Origin of the sequence: Streptomyces sp. IMTB 2501, assembly GCF_001953885.1 — a bacterium.
In the GTDB taxonomy this organism is placed as follows: domain Bacteria; phylum Actinomycetota; class Actinomycetes; order Streptomycetales; family Streptomycetaceae; genus Streptomyces.
On the sequence record NZ_MQUS01000003.1, the window covers coordinates 116840 to 133274 of the forward strand.

A 16435-nucleotide genomic window follows, 5' to 3' on the forward strand; every position below is an offset into this window, starting at 1 on the left:
AAGCAGGAACCCCGGCGGCGGGCTCAGCGGCGCTGGAGGTCCCGGGCCGACGGCTCCGCCTCGGCCGTGCCGCACGGCATCGCCGGGTGCAGCCCGAGCAGCATGATGCCCGCGACCACGGCCGCGAGCCCGGCCGCCTCCCAGGCCAGCGCCCCGGTGTCGGTGCGCAGCCGGTCGCCGAGGAAGCCGACACCGCACAGGATCCCGGCGAGCGGCTCGGCGGCGGTCAGCGCGGGCAGCGACATGCGCAGCGGGGCCGTCTCGAACGCGCTCTGCACCAGAAGCAGCCCGGTGGCCCCGCACACCAGCACGCCGTACGGCTGCCAGCCGGTGAACAGCTCGCTGAAGCCGCCTTCGGAGAACCGGGTGCCGCTCACCCGGGTCAGCGCGTCCTGCACGCCGTACAGCAGCCCGGCCGCCGTGGCCAGTAACACCGGGCCCCAGCTCAGCCGGGAGCGCTTGCCGTACGTCGTGAGCACCAGGGCCGCGCCGACCATCGCGCCGATGATCAGCCAGTGCCGCAGTGGATCGGACACGGCGTGGCCGGCGCGCGGTTCGCCCGCCGTGATGAACGCGCTCACCCCGCCCGCGAGCAGCAGCAGCCCCGCCCAGCCCTGGCGGCCCAGGGGCTGCCTGGTCTGGTGGCGGGAGAGGGCGAGCGCGAACAGCAGGTTGGTCGCGAGCAGCGGCTCGACCAGGGAGATCTCGCCCTTGCCGAGAGCGATCGCGCCGAGCACCATGCCGGCCACCATCAGGCCGAGCCCGCCCAGCCAGCGCGGCACGCGCATCAGGTCCAGCAGCAGCCGGAAGGACAGGAAGTCGCTGAGCGGTGCCTTCTGCGCGGCGTTCTGCTGGAGCACGAACCCGAAACCCAGACAGCAGGCCGCACTCACGGCGAGAAGGAGAACCAGAACGGACACGCTGCGTACCTCGATCATCCGGCCGGACCACGGGCGCGTAGTGGCCGACTGTAGCGCTCCCGGGACACCGTTGACCCGGAAGTACGCGGAACAGGGCAGTTGACCCGCCATGCTCCGTGGCCGGGCCGCCCGGCGCCATGGCGTAGGCCACAGCCGCCCACCGGGCGCCCTGTCCGGGCACCGGCCCACCTGCGCGGAGTTCCCCAAGTTCCCTGTGGGAAGCGGTAGTTGAACCCGGAATCAGCACCGTTCCGCTTGACGCGATCCATGGCTGAGGGTTTGCTGTGCGTGATCGGCCGATGGCAGCCCGAGAAACAGGAAGTCCCGCGGTGCCCCCTCTCCCACCCCTGCTCGGCGCACGCCTGGCCGTCACGGCCCCGTCCGGCGACACCGCCCCGGACGACTCCGGCGCCTTCGACGGCGCCCTCGACGACGCCGAACTGCGCACCGCACGCGCCGCGTTGGCGCAGGGCCGGCGACAGGCCGCCCGCTCCCTGCTGCTGCACACGGGTGACGACTGGGACCGCCGCGGCCACCGCCTGACCGTGCTCGCCCAGGAGCCGTACGCCGCGGCCTGGGCGAGCGACTGGCTGCAGGCCGAACCCGGCTCCGCCGACGCCGCCACGCTGTACGCCCTCGCCCAGGTCCAGCGCGCCCTGCGCGGCAAGGAGGACCCCGACCTGGCCCGCGAGGCCTGCGCCAGTGCCGCGGCGCGTGCCCCCGCCGACCCCACCCCCTGGCTGGGACTGCTCCGGCTGGCCCGCACGCTCGGCCCCGAGCACGAGGTCCTCGGCGCCTTCGCCGAGCTGCGCGGCCGCCACGCCGAGCACCATCACGCCCACCATCTGCTGGTCGCCCGTCTCGCCGAACGGCCCGCCGCCGGCCGGGCGGCCGGGGATCACGAGGTGTACGACCTCGCCGAGCTGGCCGCCGCCGAGGCTCCGGCCGACTCCCCGCTGGCCGTGCTGCCGGTCGTCGCCTACGCCGAGCGCTACCGGGTCCTCGCCGCCACCGGTCTCGCCCCCGCCGATCCCGCCGCCTGCGGACACTGGTCCGGCCCCAGGGCCCGCCGGATCCTGAGCGCCGCCTTCGACTGGTGGCTGGAGTGGGAGCACGACGAGCACCCCCGCCACCACCTCGACCTCAACCACCTCGCCTTCGCGCTGTCCTGCGCCGGCCGCCCGGCCGAGGCGGCGGCCCTGTTCCGGCGCATCGGCCGGCACGCCACCCCGGCACCCTGGTCCTACGCACACCGCGACCCCCGGGCGGCCTTCCAGGCGGCTCGCACTCGCGCGCTGAACGGCACAGCCCACTGAGCCGTACTGCTTTCCGAGATGCGCGTAAGAAGTGATTACGGAAGTCTGACCGCCGGCCCGATCCCCTGGTCCCACCGGGCCCCGAGTGCTCGAATGAATACGTGAACTCTGAACAATCCGGGGAGCAGGACGGCAAGCCCGTCGGCCGCCGTGTCTTCCTCGGCACGCTCGGCCTGGGCGCGCTCGGCGTCGTCGCCGCGCCCACGCTGCAACGCGGCCTGGAGGGCTTCCTCGGTACCGTCGCCGGCAAGGACCCCACGGGTCTGACCGGCCTGCTGCCCAACGGCGGCGGCTTCCGCTACTACTCCGTCGCCGCGTCGGTGCCCCGCAAGAACGCCACGGACTACCAGCTGAAGATCGACGGCCTGGTCGACCGCCCGCGTACCTACACCCTCGCCGACCTGCGAGCCCTCCCGCAGACCCGGCTGGTCAAGGACGTCCAGTGCGTGACCGGCTGGCGCGTCCCCGGCACCCCTTTCCAGGGTGTGCGCCTCTCCCACCTGCTGGACCTGGCCGGGGTTCGCGGCACCGCGAAGGCGATCCGCTTCACCTGCTTCGACGGCACCTACTCCGAGAGCCTCACCCTCGACCAGGCCCGCCGTCCGGACATCCTGGTGGCCCTGCGCATGCAGGACAAGGACATCTCCTACGAACACGGCGGCCCGGTCCGCCTCTATGTCGCCCCCATGTACTTCTACAAGTCGGCCAAGTGGCTCTCCGGGATCACGGTCACCGACCGGGTCGAGCCCGGCTACTGGGAGAACCTCGGTTACGACGTCGACGCCTGGGTCGGCAAGTCGAATGGACGCACCGATGTCCCTACGAGCTGACACCCCGGCCCCGCCCAGCGCCCGTGTCCACCGCTTCAGCCGGGCCGAACGCTGGGTCCACCGCACCACGGCCGCGCTGATGGGCGTCTGCGTGGCCACGGCGGCCGTCCTGTACATCCCCCAGCTGGCGGTCATGGTCGGCCGCCGGGAACTGGTCGTCCGCATCCACGAGTGCGCCGGGCTCGCGCTCCCCGTCCCGGTCCTGCTCGGCCTCGCCTCCCGCGCCTTCCGCGCCGATCTGCGCTTCCTCAACCGCTTCGGCCCGCACGACCGGCTCTGGCTGCGCGCCGCACTGGTCCGCGACAAGCGGCGCTCGTCCCGTCCGGCGGGCAAGTTCAACGCCGGACAGAAGATCTACGCCGCCTGGATCGCCGGCGCCACGCTGGTCATGCTCGGCACCGGCCTGCTGATGTGGTTCACCCATCTCGCCCCGCTGGTGTGGCGCACCTCGGCGACCTTCGTCCACGACTGGCTCGCCCTGACGATCGGCGTGGTCCTGGCGGGTCACATCGGCATGGCACTCGGCGACCCGGAGGCGAGACGGGGCCTGCGCACGGGGAAGGTGAGCAGGGAGTGGGCGGATCAGGAACACCCCTTGTGGCGTCCCTGATCCCGGTCAGAACTCCAGCAGCACCTTGCAGGACCGCCCCCGGTCAGCGGCCAGCTCGAACCCCGACTCGGCCTCCCGCACGGGAACGACCGCACTGATCAGCCCGTCGAACTCGCCCCGCGCGGCGAGCAGTTCCAGTGCGTCGTCGAACTCCGCGTCGAACCGGAACGCCCCGCGCAGCTCGATCTCCCGGCTCACCACGAGATTTCCGGCGAACGGCGAATGCCCTGGCGGGAGCATCCCGAGCTGGACGACCACACCACCGCGCCGCACATGCCGCAAACACGTGTCCAGCCCGGCCGCGACCCCCGACGCCTCGACGGCCACATCGACCTCCTCGGGCCACCCGGCATCACCCGGATCATCGGCCCGTACGAGCGTGTCGGCCCCGGTGACGGCCGCGTACCCGAGAGCCTCGGGCACCAGGTCGGTCGCCGTCACCCGTGCCGCGCCGGCCGCCTTCGCCGCCGCGACCACCAGACACCCGATCGGCCCCGCCCCGGTCACCAGTACATGCCGGCCGGAGACGTCCCCGGCCCGCCGCACCGCGTGCAGTGCCACCGACAGCGGCTCGGTGAGCGCGGCCCGCCGCAGCCCGAGCCCGTCGGGCAGCGCCCGCAGCTGCCCGGCCGGTACGGCGACATGGGACGCGAACCCGCCCTGGACATGCGGAAAGCGGGCCGCGCTGCCCAGATAGCGGCTGTCCCGGCACACGTTCGCCCGCCCGTCGGCGCACTCCGGGCAGCGCCCGCACGGGGTGGCGGGGTGCACGGCGACCGGCGTGCCCGGCACGGGACCCGCGGCCCCCGCGCCGTAGGACACCACCGTGCCCACCACCTCGTGCCCGAGCACCATCGGCTCCCGGAGCCGGAAGTCCCCGACCTCGCCGAGCCGCCAGTAGTGCAGATCCGACCCGCAGATCCCGCCGTAGCGGACGGCCACCAGGGCCTCGCCCGGCCCGGGTTCGGGTACCGGCAGCTCCGTCACGCGCAGATCGCCCGCGCCGTGGATCACACAGCCCAGCATTCCCGTAGCTCCTTTCAGAGCACGCTCGTCATGCCGCCGTCGACGTACAGGATCTGCCCGCCCACGAAGTCCGCCGCGGGCGAGGCGAGGAAGAGCAGGGCGCCGACCAGGTCCTCGGTGCGGCCCCAGCGGCCGGCCGGGGTGCGCCGGCGGACCCAGGCGCTGAACTCCTCGTCCGCCACGAGCGGCCGGGTCAGCTCGGTCTCGATGTAACCGGGGCCGAGCCCGTTGACCTGGACGCCGTACGGACCCCAGTCCGCGCACATGCCCTTGGTGAGCATCTTCAGCGCGCCCTTGGTGGCGGCGTAGGGCGCGATGCCCGGCCGGACGACCTCGCTCTGCAGCGAGCAGATGTTGACGATCTTGCCGTGTCCCCGCCCGGTCATCCGCCGGGCCGCCTCCCGGCCGACGAGGAACGCGCTGGTGAGGTTGGTGTCCAGGATCCGGTGCCAGTCGGCGTCGGCGAACTCCAGCAAAGGCGCACGCAGTTGCATGCCCGCGTTGTTCACCAGGATGTCGAGCGGGCCCACCCGCTCCTCGACGTCGGCGATCCCGGCGGCCACCGAGGCGCCGTCGGTCACGTCGAACACCGCCGTGTGGATCCGGTCCCCGGGGAGTGCCGCGGCCGCGCCGGCCAGCCGGCCGCCGTCACGTCCGTTGAGGACCACCGTGCAGCCGGCCTCGGCCAGGCCCCGGGCCAGCGCGTGGCCGATGCCCCGGCTGGAGCCGGTGACCAGGGCCGTACGGCCGCTGATGTCGAAGAGCGGGTGACTCATCGCCGTACCCCTAGAGGATCAGTGAGAGGAGCAGGACCAGGCCGCCGGCGACCACCGAGAGGATCGTCTCCATGATCGACCAGGTCTTGACGGTCTGCCCGACGCTCAGCCCGAAGTACTCCTTCACGAGCCAGAAGCCGGCGTCGTTGACGAAGCTGAAGAAGAGCGAGCCGGCGCCGATGGCCAGGACGAGCAGGGCGGTGTGGGTGGTCGATGTGCCTGCCGCGAGCGGCGCGACCAGACCGGCCGCCGAGACCGTCGCCACCGTCGCCGAGCCGGTCGCCAGCCGGATCACCACGGCGATCAGCCAGGCGAGCAGCACCGCCGGGATCGACCAGTTCTTGGAGATGTCCAGGATCATCCGGCCCACCCCGGAGTCGATCAGGGTCTGCTTGAAGCCGCCGCCCGCGCCGACGATCAGCAGGATGCCGGCGATCGGCATCAGGCCCTTCTCGACGGTCTGCTGGAGCCGTTCCTTGCTGAACCCGGCGGGCCGGCCCAGCGTGAAGAAGCCGACGAGCACCGCGGCGAGCAGCGCGATCAGCGGGGAGCCGATGACGTCGAAGACCCGCTGGGTGCGGTTCGCCGGGTCGTCGACGACTATGTCCACCAGCGCCTTGGCCAGCATCAGCACCACCGGCAGCAGCACGGTGGCGAGCGTCGCGCCGAAGCCCGGACGGCTCCGCAGCTCCTCGGAGGAGCGCTGCGGCAGCATCCGCTCGGGGGCCGGGACGTCCACCCAGCGGGCCGCGACCTTCGAGAACAGCGGACCGGCGACGATCACCGTCGGGATCGCGACCAGGATGCCGAGCGCCAGGGTCACGCCCAGGTTGGCCTTGAGCGCGTCGATCGCGACCAGCGGGCCGGGGTGCGGGGGGATCAGGCCGTGCATCACGGACAGACCGGCGAGGGCCGGGATGCCGATGCGCATCAGGGAGTAGTTGCCGCGCTTGGCGACCATCAGCACGACCGGGATCAGCAGCACGATGCCGACCTCGAAGAACAGCGGCAGACCGATCACCGAGGCGATCAGCACCATCGCCCAGGGCATCGCGCGCCCGCCGGCCTTGGCGAGGATCGTGTCGACGATCTGGTCGGCGCCGCCGGAGTCGGCGAGCAGCTTGCCCAGGATCGCCCCGAGCGCGATCAGGACGCCGACGCCGGCCACCGTGGAGCCGAGTCCGGTGGTGAAGCTGGTGATCGCCTTGTCGAGCGGTGCCCCGGCGGCCGCCCCGAGCGCCAGTGACCCGATGGTCAGCGCCAGGAAGGCATGGAGCTTGAACTGGGTGATGAGCAGGACGATCAGGGCGATGCCCACCAGGACGGCGATGCCCAGCTGGGCGTGTCCGGCGGAGGTGATCGGCGCAGGCGCGTCCGCTGCCAGCATCTCGACGCTGAGTCTGGTCACGGGGGTTCCCTTGCGGTTACGGGGATGAGGGGAGGGGGTGCTACTCGGTGGTGTCGGGAAGCGCCTTGAGTGCCTTCACGGCGCGTTCGGTGATCTCCTCGGGGCTGCCGCCGACGTCCACGGCGACTCCCGCCTCGTCCGCCTGAAGGGGCTGCAACGTGGCGAACTGGGAGTCCAGCAGCGCGGTCGGCATGAAGTGCCCCTGCCGGTGGGACATCCGGTCCTCGATGAGCTTCCGGTCGCCGGTGAGGTGCACGAACACGATTCCGGGGGCGGTGGCCCTGAGCCGGTCGCGGTACGACCGCTTCAGCGCCGAGCTGCTGACCACCCCGCCCAGCCCGGCCCGACCGTGCGCCCAGTGACCTATGGCGTCCAGCCAGGGCCGGCGGTCGCTGTCGTCGAGCGGGATCCCGGCCGACATCTTGTCGATGCTGGCCTGCGGGTGGAAGTCGTCGCCCTCGGCGTACGGGACGCCCAGCCGCGCGGCGAGCAGGGGACCGATCGTGGTCTTGCCCGTCCCCGCGACGCCCATCACGACGACGACCTGGGGGGTTCGCATGAACTGCCTCGCTGTCTTCCTCGACATCCGACGCCGCATCGGCGTCGCCACACTGAAACCCATTAGGTACGACGAATTCAAGAGTCTATGACATATAAGTCTGACTTTTTGCGTCAGTGATCCACGCCGTAGGCTGAGTGCATGACCACACCGGGCCGGGGGCTGCACGGCCGTGTACTGGACACCCTCGGCCCCGCGATCACCGCGGGCGAGTACCCGCCGGGCAGCGTGCTGCGCACCGACGAACTCGCCCAGCACTTCGAGGTGTCACGCTCCGTGATGCGCGAGGCGGTCCGTGTGCTGGAGTCCATGCATCTGGTCGAGTCCCGCCGCCGGGTGGGCGTGACGGTGCGTCCCAAGGCCGAGTGGAACGTCTACGACCCACAGGTCATCCGCTGGCGTCTCGCGGGCGCCGACCGCCCCCACCAGCTGCGCTCACTGACCGTGCTGCGCTCGGCGGTCGAACCGGTCGCGGCCGGCCTCGCCGCCAAGCACGCCACGGCCGAGCAGTGCGCCGAACTCACCGAGTGCGCGCTCGGCATGGTGGCCAACTCACGTGGCCACAGGCTGGAGGCGTACCTGATCCACGACATCGCCTTCCACCGCGTCATCCTGAACGCGTCGGGCAACGAGATGTTCGCCAGGCTCGGCGACGTCGTCGCGGAGGTCCTGGCCGGCCGCACCCATCACGAGGTGATGTTCGAGGACCCCGACCCGGCGGCGGTCACCTTGCATGTGCGGGTCGCGGAGGCGGTCCGCGCGGGCGACGCGACCCGCGCCGAACAGCTGACCAGGGAGATCACCGAGGGCGCACTCCAGGAGCTGGACATCCTGGCGCCCTGACCGACGTATGTCAGTCGAGGAAGTCCCCGTCCACGTACACCCACGCCCCGTCCACCCGCTCGAAGCGGCTGCGCTCGTGCAGCGAACCGCCCCGGTAGGAGGCGCGGAAGGTCACCGTGCCCGTGGTGTGGAAGGCGGACCCGTCGGTGGTGTCCAGGATCTCCAGCCCCGTCCATTTCATCCGCGCGTCGAGGTCCAGGCTTTCGGGCCGGGTCCGTGGATGCCAGGTGCGCAGCAGATACCCCGCGTCCCCCGTCACGAACGCGCTGTACCGGGACCGCATCAGCAGCTCGGCGGTAGGCGCGCTCACGGATCCGGCATGGAGACGGCCACAACAGGCGTCGTAGGGCTGGGGGAGTCCGCAGGGGCAGGCGCGCGAGGTCATGGGCCCATTCTGCCCGCGGCAGGAGAGGCGTCGGCCTCGGGCCGGATGCACAGTGGAAGGGCAGCGCGGCACAGTGAGGAGGAACGGCCATGACCCGACCCGTGAGGAGCCGTCCTCCTGCCGTCAAGGAGTGGCGGCTGAACCTGTATCTCTCCGAGCACGACCCGGACACCACGGCCCGGATCGTCCTGGACACCGGGGACAACGTGCTGGAGAGCTGCGCCGAGGCCCGCCGCAGCCCGTACGACCCCGACGTACCGGAGATCGGCGACGAACTCGCGGCCGGGCGGGCGCTCATCGCCATGGGCCGGATCCTGTTGCGCGCCGCCGACGGGGACATGAAGGCGGTGGGGTCGAACGAGACGGACGGCCCGTCGCCGCTGTGGCCGACGGAGGAATGACCCTGACCGGAGACGAATGACCCCGGCCGGGAATGACGCCCCTCACCTTCCCTTGCGCAGGAACTCGCGCAGCCGGGTCAGCGGCCAGGTGTTGATCACGTCGTCCCGGGTGAGCCAGCCGCGCTGTGCCGTGCCGACGCCGTAGCGCAACTGCGCCAGGTGCCGTACGGCATGGGCGTCGGTGTTCACGGCGAACTTCACACCGTGCTCCCTGGCCCGCAGGATGTCCTCGTCGCACAGGTCCAGGCGGTCCGGCTGGGCGTTGACCTCCAGTGCGGTGCCGGTGCGCGCGCACACCGCGAACACCTCGTCCCAGTCGGCGTCGACGCCCGCCCGCTTGCCGATCAGCCGGGTCGTCGGGTGCCCGAGGATGGTGACGTACGGGTTCTCGCAGGCCCGCACCAGCCGCCGGGTCATCGCCTTGCGGCCCAGGTCGAAGTGGGAGTGCAGGGAGGCCACGCACAGGTCGAAGCCGGCCAGGAACTCCTCCGGCCAGTCCACCCCGCCGTCCGGGTCGATGTTGAGCTCCGTGCCGTGCAGCAGCCGCATCCTGTGCTGCGTGCCGTCCAGCTCCCGCAGCCGCTCCCGCTGGGCGAGGATCTTCTCGTCGGTCATGCGCTGCATGTACAAATTGGGCGCGTGGTCCGTCACCGCGTAGTACTTGTAGCCACGCTCGGCGGCCGCCGCCACCATCTCCTCCAGCGGGGCGAGGCCGTCCGTGAGATCGGTGTGGGTGTGCAGGTCACCGCGGATGTCCCGCTCGGTCACCACCTCCGGCAGCTCCCCGTGCAGGGCCGCCTCGATCTCGCCGCGGTCCTCCCGCAGCGTCGGCGCGATCCACGGCAGCCCGAGCCGGGCGTACACCTCCTCCTCGGTACGGGAGGCCAGCGAGTCCCCGCTCTCGGTGTCGAACACGCCGTACTCGGAGAGCTTCAGCCCCTGGTGCACCGCGATGGTGCGGGTACGGATGTTGTGCGCCTTGGAGCCGGTGAAGTACTGCATCGCGGCACCCCACGACTCCGGCGGCACCACCCGCAGGTCCACCTGGAGCCCCTTCGCGGTGCGCACCGACGTCTTCTTCGTGCCCCGCGCGATGACCTCCGCGGTGGCGGGCAGCTCGCACAGCGCCGCCATGAACGGATCCGACCGCTTCGCCGCGACCAGGACGTCCAGATCCCCGACGGTCTCCCGCATCCGGCGCAGCGAGCCGGCGTAGGCACAGCGCGTGCAGCCGGTCACCCCGGACAGCTCGGCGACGATCTCCTCGGCCGTGTCCAGGGCCAGCGACAGCGGCACCCGGGCGCCCGACCGCTGCAGCAGCTCGATGCCGTGCCGGATGTTGTCCTGCGTCTTCTCGCCGAAGCCCTTCAGATCGGCCAGCGTGTCCGCCTCGATCGCCGCGGCCAGCTCGCTGACCGAGGAGATGTGCAGGTCCTCGTAGAGCCGCAGGGCCTTCTTCGGGCCCAGACCGGGGATGGCGATCAGTTCCCGGACCCCGGCCGGGATCTTCGCCCGGCGCTCCTCGACCACCGCCATCCTGCCCGTGCGCAGGTACTCGATCACCTTGTCGGCGATCGACCGGCCCACGTTCGGGATCTCCTTCAGGCCGTCCTCGTCCAGCTTGGCGATGTCGGCCGGATACCCGCCGATGGCACGCGCCGCCTTCTCGTAGGCGCGCGCCTTGAAGGCGTCGCCTCCCGTGATGGCGATGAGGTCCGCGTACTCCTGCAGGAGCGCCTCGACCTCGTCATTGGGCCGGGCCACCCTTCAAGTCTAGGGAACTTCCAGCCGCATCGGCAGCGGCGGCAGTTTCGCCCCGTACACCCACGCCTCGAACAGCCCGTGCACCGGCTCGTCCGCGAAACGGGCCACATGCTCGGTGAACGCCGCCGTCGTCACCGACCCGTTCCGGTGCAGCCGCACCCAGCCGCGCAGCATGCGGAAGAACGCGTCGTCGCCCAGCGCGCAGCGCACCGCGTGCACGGTCAGGCCGCCGCGCTCGTAGAGCCGGTCGTCGAACATCGACCGGCGCCCCGGGTCGGCCAGCCGCAGATCCTGCGGCAGCCCGGCCAGCAACCGGTGTGCGGCCGCGGCGAGTTGCTGGGTGCTGCGGCCGCCCGAGTGCTCGGACCACAGCCATTCCGCGTACTTGGCGAAGCCCTCGTTCAGCCAGATCTGCCGCCAGTCGGCTATGGACACACTGTTGCCGAACCACTGGTGCGCCAGCTCGTGCGCCACCAGCCGCTCCGAACCCCGGGCGCCGTCCACATGGTTGGAGCCGAACAGCGACAACCCCTGTGCCTCGACCGGCACATCCAGCTCCTCCTCGGTCACCGCGACCGCGTACTCCTCGAACGGGTACGGCCCGAACAGCTCCTGGAACAGCTCCATCATCGCCGGCTGCCGCGCGAAGTCCCGGGAGAACTCGGGCAGCAGGTGCGCCGGGATGTGCCCGTGCTGCGGCACTCCGCCCGGCCCCGGGTCGCCCAGCAGTACCGTCTGGAACTTGCCGATCGCCAGCCCGACGAGATAGCTGGATGTCGGCGCGGACTGCTCGTACACCCAGGTGGTCGTCGACGCCTTCGTCGTCCGGGTCAGCAGCCGCCCGCCCGAGACCACCGCGTACGCCGACGGCGTGGTGACCGAGATCAGATACGACGCCTTGTCGGCGGGCCGGTCGTTGCACGGGTACCAGGACGGCGCCCCGATCGGCTGGCTCGCCACCAGCGCCCCGTCCGCCAGCTCCTCCCAGCCGATCCCGCCCCAGGGGCTGGCCACCGGCTTCGGATTCCCGGACCAGTGCACCTCCACGGTGAAGGCGGCCCCGGCCCGCAGCGGCTTCGCCGGCTTCACCCGCAGCCTGCCGCCCCGGTGCGTGTAGTGCGGCTGGCGGCCGTCCACCCGGATCCGGCCGATCTTGAAGTCGGCCAGATCGAGCTGGAATTCGGTGAGCGGCGCCCGCCCGGCGATGGCGTTGATCCGGGCGCTCCCGGACAGCCGGTTCGGGCCGGGCCGGTAGTCCAGCGTGAGCTCATAGCGATGCACCCGGTACCGGGGATCGCCGTTGTCCGGGAAGTACGGGTCCGGGCCGGCCGACTGCTGAACTGCCACTGCTGTGTCTGCTCCCTGCGCTGTGCCACCACTCCGTGCCGGTGCCCCACCCGAGACATTTTCCGCCTCCGGCGCGTCCCTTCGGCGGGCCGACCCGGGCGGCACGTTCAGGAACGCCACGCCTCGATCGGGTTGCCGAGCCAGCGGGTGTCGTCCGGGACGGACTCCGCGGCCATGACGAGCGACGCGGGACCCAGGGTCGCACGGGCCCCGACCGTGCTGCCGGGCAGCACGATCCCGCCAGGGCCCAGCGTGGCGCCCGCACGGAGGACCACAGTATCCGTCCGCAAGATCCGGTCGTGGAAGAGGTGTGTCTGCAGGACGCAGCCACGGTTCACGGTCGCGGCGTCCTCCAGGGTCACCAGGTCCGTCTCCGGCAGCCAGTAGCTCTCCACCCACACGCCCTTGCCGATGCGCGCACCGAGCCCGCGCAGCCACGCCGTCATCACCGGTGTCCCCGGCACGGCTCCGGCCAGCCACGGCACCGCCAGCACCTCGACGAACGTGTCCGCCAGCTCATTGCGCCACACGAAGGAACTCCACAGCGGATGCTCCCCGGCCCGGTGCCGCCCCACCAGCATCCACTTCGCAAGGACCGAGACGACCGCCGCGGCCACACCCGCCCCGAGCAGCACCACACCGGACAGCGCCCAGGCCCACGGGCCCAGCGCACACAGCGTCGCCACCGTCGCCACGGCCAGCGCGGCCGAGCACAGCACCGGCACGATCCGGCACAGCTCCACCAGCCCGCGCGCCCACAGCAGCCGGGCCGGCGGGTCGTACGTACGGCTCTGGTCCCCGTCGGCGGCACTGCGCGGCAGCTTCACCGGCGGCAGACCCAGATAGGAGGTGCCCTTCTTCGCCTTCTTCGGCGTCGCCGACAGCACACCGACCAGACCGCCGTCCGGCACCCGCCGCCCCGGCGCGGTCATCCCCGAGTTCCCGAGGAACGCCCGCCGCCCGATCTGCGCACGCCCGATCCGCACCCAGCCGCCGCCCAGCTCGTACGGCGCCGTCAGCGTGTCGTCCGCGAGGAACGCCCCCTCGCCGACCGTGGTCAGGCTCGGCAGCGCGAGCACGGTCGACACCTCCGCGCCCCGCCCGATCCGCATCCCCAGCAGCCGCAGCCACACCGGCGTGACCAGCCCGGCGTACAGCGGGAACAGGGTCTCGCGGGACCGGTCCATCAACTGGGTCACGGTCCACGCCTGCCAGCCGACCCGGCTGTGCGTCGGATGCGTGCCCTCGCGCAGCCCCAGGCTGAGCACGCGAACGCCGACCAGGATCAGCAGCGCGTACGCCAGCCCGTAGGCCAGTGTGGCCGGGACCAGCCCGAGCGCGGCCCCGCGCAGGGCCTGGCCGAGGGAGGCTCCGGGCACCACGAAGCCCCGGGCGACCAGCAGCGCGGCCCCGCCCGCGAGCAGCGGCAGCGCGCTCAGCGCGAGACCGGTGATGCCGTACATGACCCGCCAGTACGTGCCCCGCTGGGGGCGCTCCTTGGGCCAGTTGCGCTTGGCCTTGCCCAGCTTGACCGCGGGCGCGCCCGCCCAGCGCTGACCGGTCGGGATCTGCCCGCTCACCGCGGAGCCGGGGGCCACCTCGGCGCGCTTGCCGACCCGGGCGCCCGGGAAGAGCATGCTGCGGGTGCCGACGACGGCGTGCGCGCCGACCTTGACCGTGCCGATCTCCAGCCGGTCGCCGTCCAGCCAGTATCCGGACAGATCGACCTCGGACTCGACGGCCGCGCCCCGGCCCGCCTTGAGCATGCCGGTGACCGGCGGCAGCGAGTGCAGGTCCACCTCGGGCCCGATCTTGGCGCCCAGCGCCCGCGCGTACCGCTCCAGCCAGGATCCGGTCAGCGTGGTGGCCCCGCTGAACTCGGCCAGCCGCTCGGCCGTCCACAGCCGCAGATGCACGCTCCCGCCCCGTGGATACCGCCCGGGAACGAGGCCTCGCAGCAGCAGCCGCGCCCCGCCCGCCGCCACGGCGATCCGGCCGGGCGGGCTGAACAACAGCAGCGCGCCGGCCGCGAGCAGCCACCAGGGAGCGGTCGGCAGCCAGGCGTAGCCGGGCAGCAGGTTCCCCGCGGCGGCCAGGACCAGCGTCCAGCGCAGCCCGAGCAGTGTGACCAGGGGGAGGAGCAGCAGGAGCTGCAGGGCCTGGGCGCGGACCGGGACCGGCGCGACCGTCCGCCGCGCACCGTCGTCCTGCGCGGACGCCTCCAGCCGCCGGGCCAGCTTGCGCAGCACCGGCTGCTGATAGATGTCGAGGACGGCGGCGCTCGGATAGCGGGTGCGCAGCCGGGTGGTGAGCTGGGCGGCCGCCAGACTGCCGCCGCCGATCGCGAAGAAGTCGTCGGAGGCGTTGGTCACCGGGATGCCCAGGACCTCCGCCCACTGCTCGGCGAGCCAGGCCTCGGTGCCGTACAGATCGGCCTTGGGAGTCTGCACGCCCTCCAGTGGCCAGGGCAGGGCATTGCGGTCCACCTTCCCGGACGTCCGGGTCGGCAGCTCGGCGACCGGCGCGAGCAGCGGCACCAGCGCGGCCGGCAGCGCGGCCCGCAGCTTCTCGACGGCGGCCGCGTGATCCCAGCCGCCCTGCGTGACGACATAGCCGACGAGCAGCTGATTGCCGCTGCGGGCGGTGCGCACGGCGGCCGCGGCCCCCGCCACACCGGGCAGGGCCTGCAGCGCGGTGTCCACCTCGCCCAGCTCGATCCGCCGCCCGCCGAGCTTGATCTGCTCGTCGGCCCGCCCCAGGAAGATCAGCCCTTCGGGGTCGGCCTTGACCAGGTCACCGCTCCGATACGCCCGCTCCCAGCCGAGGGACTCCAGCGGCGCGTATTTCTCCGCGTCCTTCTCGGCGTCGAGATACCGTGCGAGCCCGACCCCGCCGATCACCAGCTGCCCGCTGCCGCCCATGGCAACGGGCTCACCGGCGTCATCGACGACGGCCAGCTCCCACCCGTTCAGCGGCAGCCCGATCCTGATGGGCTCCTCGCCGGTCAGCAGCGCCGCACAGGCCACCACGGTCGCCTCGGTCGGCCCGTAGGTGTTCCACACCTCGCGCCCCTCGGTGACCAGCCGCTGCGCCAGCTCGGGCGGGCAGGCCTCGCCGCCGAAGATCAGCAGTCGTACGTCGTTGAGGGTCTCGGGCTCCCACAGCGCGGCCAGCGTCGGCACCGTCGACACGACGGTGATCTCCTGCTCGACCAGCCAGGGCCCGAGATCGGCACCGCTCCTGACCTGTGACCGCGGCACCGGCACCAGACAGGCGCCGTACCGCCAGGCCAGCCACATCTCCTCGCAGGACGCGTCGAAGGCGACGGACAGCCCCGCCATGACCCGGTCGCCGGGCCCGATCGGCTCTTCCCTGAGGAACAGGGCCGCCTCGGCGTCCACGAAGGCGGCGGCACTGCGGTGCGTGACGGCGACGCCCTTGGGCTTGCCGGTGGACCCGGAGGTGAAGATGATCCAGGCGTCGTGCTCGGCACCGGGACGCGCGGCGGTAGAGCCGGGGGCACCCCGCAAGGGGGAGCCGGAGAGGCCCTGCGCGGTGACGGCGTGGTCGGCAACGGCGTCCCCGGTGACGGTGACGGCGTGCCCGGCCCCGATGACGGCCCGCACGCAGGCCTCCCCGAAGACCAGCTCGGCCCGCTCGTCCGGGTCCTCGGCGTCGACGGGGACATAGGCGGCACCGGCGGCGAGGACGGCGAGGATCGCGACGTACAGCTCATTGGTCCCCGAGGGAACGCGCACCCCGACCCTGTCCCCGAGCCGGACCCCTGCGCCCGCGAGCCGCCGGCGCAGCCGCTCCACCTCGACGGCCAGCGCACGGTAGGTGAGACACGTCGTACCGTCGTCCAGGGCGGGCTCGTCCGGATGGGACCGCACGGTCGCGTCGAAGAGGTCGACCAGGGTGCGCGGCGAGGCCGCGGGCCCCGCGGAGAACCGCGCCCGGTCGCCGAACTGCGTGCGGATCTCTTCGTCGAGCAGGCCGAGAGCGCTGCTCTCGTCTATGGCTGCCATCAGGTCCTCACGTCGGTCCGGCTGAAGTCACAAACCGAATATTTTAGTACGACGCTAGGTGCCGGCCCGGTGTCCAGCCACTTGAGACGGCCGTCCCGGCCGACCTGCGGCACCCGGCCCGACGCCCCTGAGCTGCCGTTCTTCGCGCGGTACGAGACATGCCCCACACACCGCCAAGGACCGGACATTCAGGGGCAGTTCGCGGGGAGCGGGGCCTCGGGC

General features: G+C 72.3%; 14 protein-coding genes. 5 read left to right on the forward strand and 9 right to left on the reverse strand.

Annotated elements, in window-relative coordinates; all coding sequences use genetic code 11:
* Positions 1 to 23 precede the first annotated feature (23 nt).
* The gene (locus AV521_RS06975; RefSeq protein ID WP_076085795.1) at positions 24 to 920 is read right to left on the reverse strand and encodes a DMT family transporter; all 897 of its coding nucleotides are present in this window, start codon (positions 918 to 920) and stop codon (positions 24 to 26) included.
* A 329-nt stretch (positions 921 to 1249) separates the two neighbouring features.
* Between AV521_RS06975 and AV521_RS06980 the strand changes: the two genes are divergently transcribed.
* The 3 genes from AV521_RS06980 to AV521_RS06990 all read left to right on the forward strand — a co-directional run bounded on the left by AV521_RS06980 (position 1250) and on the right by AV521_RS06990 (position 3676).
* Complete coding sequence (locus AV521_RS06980; protein WP_076085042.1) at positions 1250 to 2236, forward strand: hypothetical protein; 987 nt, start codon at positions 1250 to 1252, stop codon at positions 2234 to 2236.
* Positions 2237 to 2337: 101 nt separating this feature from the next.
* On the forward strand, positions 2338 to 3066 hold the full coding sequence (locus AV521_RS06985; protein ID WP_076085045.1) for a molybdopterin-dependent oxidoreductase: 729 nt from the start codon (positions 2338 to 2340) through the stop codon (positions 3064 to 3066).
* Positions 3050 to 3676, forward strand: a complete 627-nt coding sequence (locus AV521_RS06990) for a cytochrome b/b6 domain-containing protein (protein WP_076085048.1) — start codon at positions 3050 to 3052, stop codon at positions 3674 to 3676. Before AV521_RS06985 ends, AV521_RS06990 begins: the two co-directional genes overlap by 17 nt.
* Before the next feature lie 6 nt (positions 3677 to 3682).
* Here AV521_RS06990 and AV521_RS06995 read toward each other — a convergent pair whose 3' ends face one another.
* From AV521_RS06995 to AV521_RS07010, 4 genes are read right to left on the reverse strand one after another with little or no spacing between them, the layout of a single operon-like run.
* A complete protein-coding gene (locus AV521_RS06995; RefSeq protein ID WP_076085051.1) occupies positions 3683 to 4702 on the reverse strand; it encodes an L-idonate 5-dehydrogenase in 1020 nt (339 codons plus the stop codon).
* A gap of 14 nt (positions 4703 to 4716) precedes the next feature.
* Entirely contained in the window at positions 4717 to 5478 is a 762-nt protein-coding gene (locus AV521_RS07000; protein WP_076085054.1) for an SDR family oxidoreductase, read from the reverse strand.
* A 10-nt stretch (positions 5479 to 5488) separates the two neighbouring features.
* The gene (locus AV521_RS07005; RefSeq protein WP_076085057.1) at positions 5489 to 6886 is read right to left on the reverse strand and encodes a gluconate:H+ symporter; all 1398 of its coding nucleotides are present in this window, start codon (positions 6884 to 6886) and stop codon (positions 5489 to 5491) included.
* 40 nt (positions 6887 to 6926) lie between these two features.
* Positions 6927 to 7445 (reverse strand): gluconokinase, encoded by a 519-nt coding sequence (locus AV521_RS07010; protein ID WP_076085060.1) that lies wholly within the window; start codon positions 7443 to 7445, stop codon positions 6927 to 6929.
* A gap of 141 nt (positions 7446 to 7586) precedes the next feature.
* On the opposite strand from AV521_RS07010, the gene AV521_RS07015 reads away from it, so the two are divergent.
* A complete protein-coding gene (locus AV521_RS07015) occupies positions 7587 to 8288 on the forward strand; it encodes a FadR/GntR family transcriptional regulator (protein WP_076085063.1) in 702 nt (233 codons plus the stop codon).
* A 10-nt stretch (positions 8289 to 8298) separates the two neighbouring features.
* Here the strand turns inward: AV521_RS07015 and AV521_RS07020 are convergent, their stop codons facing one another.
* Positions 8299 to 8673 (reverse strand): YchJ family protein, encoded by a 375-nt coding sequence (locus AV521_RS07020; RefSeq protein WP_076085066.1) that lies wholly within the window; start codon positions 8671 to 8673, stop codon positions 8299 to 8301.
* 89 nt (positions 8674 to 8762) lie between these two features.
* Here AV521_RS07020 and AV521_RS07025 point away from each other — a divergent pair, with 89 nt between their 5' ends.
* Entirely contained in the window at positions 8763 to 9074 is a 312-nt protein-coding gene (locus AV521_RS07025) for a dsRBD fold-containing protein (RefSeq protein ID WP_076085069.1), read from the forward strand.
* A gap of 42 nt (positions 9075 to 9116) precedes the next feature.
* Here the strand turns inward: AV521_RS07025 and polX are convergent, their stop codons facing one another.
* From polX to AV521_RS07040, 3 genes are all read right to left on the reverse strand, one after another.
* Positions 9117 to 10838, reverse strand: a complete 1722-nt coding sequence (polX, locus tag AV521_RS07030) for a DNA polymerase/3'-5' exonuclease PolX (RefSeq protein WP_076085072.1) — start codon at positions 10836 to 10838, stop codon at positions 9117 to 9119.
* A 9-nt stretch (positions 10839 to 10847) separates the two neighbouring features.
* Positions 10848 to 12185, reverse strand: a complete 1338-nt coding sequence (locus AV521_RS07035) for a M1 family metallopeptidase (protein WP_076085076.1) — start codon at positions 12183 to 12185, stop codon at positions 10848 to 10850.
* A gap of 107 nt (positions 12186 to 12292) precedes the next feature.
* Positions 12293 to 16213: a Pls/PosA family non-ribosomal peptide synthetase gene (locus tag AV521_RS07040; RefSeq protein WP_076085079.1), complete on the reverse strand. Its 3921-nt coding sequence runs from the start codon at positions 16211 to 16213 to the stop codon at positions 12293 to 12295.
* Positions 16214 to 16435 lie beyond the last annotated feature (222 nt).